Below are 2106 nucleotides of genomic sequence, written 5' to 3' on the forward strand. Positions count from 1 at the left end.
GAAAATGGTTTATTTTTATAAGATTTAAGAACCATATTATTTTCTAAACTATAATCTAAAACTAATCCTCTTTTATGTCTGTCTTCTGGTATATATGCTATTCCTTTATCAATTCTTTCTCTTATAGATAATGTCTCAATATTGTTTCCTAAAAACTCAATATTGCCTGAAACAATATTTTTCATTCCTGTAATGGCTTCAACTAATTCAACCTGTCCATTCCCTTCCACTCCTGCTAGCCCTAGAATTTCTCCACCTCTAACTTCTAATGAAAAATCTTTAAGTCCAAGTACGCCTTTTTTTCTATTTACAGATAAATTATTTACTTTTAATACAATCTCCTTTGGATTTGCATCTTTCTTTTCTACTTTAAATGATACTTCTCTTCCTACCATCATTTTAGCCATATCAGCTTCAGTAGTATCTTTAACATCTACAGTTCCTATATATTTTCCTCTTCTTATAACTGTACATCTATTAGCAATTTCCTTTATTTCTTTTAACTTATGTGTAATTATAATTACTGATTTTCCTTCTTTTATTAAATCTCTAATTATATTCATTAACTCTTTTATTTCTTGTGGTGTTAATACTGCTGTTGGCTCATCTAATATAAGCACGTTTGCATTTCTATAAAGCATCTTTAATATTTCTACTCTTTGTTGCATTCCTACTGAAATATCTTCAATTTTTGCATGTGGATCTATATTTAAGTTATATTTTTCTGATAATTCTTTTATCTTTTTTACTGCACTTTCTTTATCTACTATAAAACCAAACTTTTTAGGCTCAAGTCCTAATATAATATTTTCTGTAACAGTAAAGTTTTCAACAAGCTTGAAGTGCTGATGAACCATTCCAATTCCATATTCATTAGCTTTATTAGGCCCTGTTATTTTCACTTCTTTTCCATCTATCTTTATTTGCCCTCTATCAGGCTGATATAATCCAAATAAAACACTCATTAAAGTTGATTTTCCTGCTCCATTTTCTCCTAAAAGTGCATGAACTTCACCTTTTTTTAAAGTTAAAGTTATATTGTCATTTGCTACTATTCCTGAAAATTCTTTACGGATATTTAGCATTTCAACTACATACGCCATTTTCTTTTCCTCCTAGAAACCTCTTTATATTTAAAAAGAGAGAATCTCAAGATTTAAAAACCTTATTTTTGAGAATCTCTCCTATCTTATAAAAACTAAGCTATTAAGTCACCTTTTTCAGCTGAAACTTTTATTTTTCCATCTTTCATCTTCTCTGTTACTTCTTTAACTTTTGCTAATGTATCTTCTGAAAGATTTGGATTCTTTTCTGGAATTCCTACACCATCATTGTTAATATCATAAACTAAAGTTTGTCCGCCGGGGAATTTACTATCTTGTTCAGCTTTTATCATATCAAATGCTGATTTTCCAATCTTCTTAGTAGCTGAAGTAAGAATAACTGACTTTTCACCTTCATATACACCTTCTGCAAATTGGTCAACATCAACCCCTACAATCCAAGCCTCTTTTCCTTTGCTGGCTCTTCCTTTAGCTTCAGTTATAGAACCAACTCCAACTTTACCAGCTGAAACGAATATAGCTTTAACTCCTCTATCATACATAGTTGCTGCTAATTGTTGTCCTACTGCAACATCTTCAAATGAATTTGCATATTTAACATTTTCTTTCTTTATAGTAGTTTTTGTTCCGTATGTTTCATTAGCATACTTAACACCTTGTTGGAATCCCCAGTTAAACTTTTGTACTGGTGGAATTTCTAATCCCCCAATAAATCCCAGGTCACCTTCTTTAATTTGAAGTGCTGTTGCAACTCCTGCTAAAAATCCTGATTGCTCTTCAGCATAAAATATAGATACTGTATTATCAGCAACTTTTCCTTCTTTTGATTCATTAGTTTCTTTTGGAACTCCATCAAGCAATACAAATTTAGCATCTTTATATTTCTCTTGTGCTTCATAAATCGCTGTTTCAAATTTATATCCTGGTGTTACAATAAATTTGTTTCCAGCGTCATATATGTTTCCAATTTCTTTTATATAGTCTGCATGTGTTTGTCCTGATGGTTTTAAATATTGATTTTCAATTCCTAAATCCTTCTTAG

The 2106-nt window shown here is 30.5% G+C and carries 2 protein-coding genes; both read right to left on the reverse strand.

The window, feature by feature from the left end; all coding sequences use genetic code 11:
- Positions 1 to 1103, reverse strand: a 1103-nt coding sequence (locus ACRDDY_RS05900) for an ABC transporter ATP-binding protein (protein WP_438564045.1), incomplete at its 3' end; no start/stop codon positions are given.
- A 95-nt stretch (positions 1104 to 1198) separates the two neighbouring features.
- On the reverse strand, positions 1199 to 2106 hold a 908-nt coding region (locus tag ACRDDY_RS05905; RefSeq protein WP_438564046.1), incomplete at its 5' end, for a BMP family lipoprotein.

Source organism: Clostridium sp. (assembly GCF_051656525.1).
Classification (GTDB): Bacteria; Bacillota; Clostridia; order Clostridiales; family Clostridiaceae; genus Clostridium.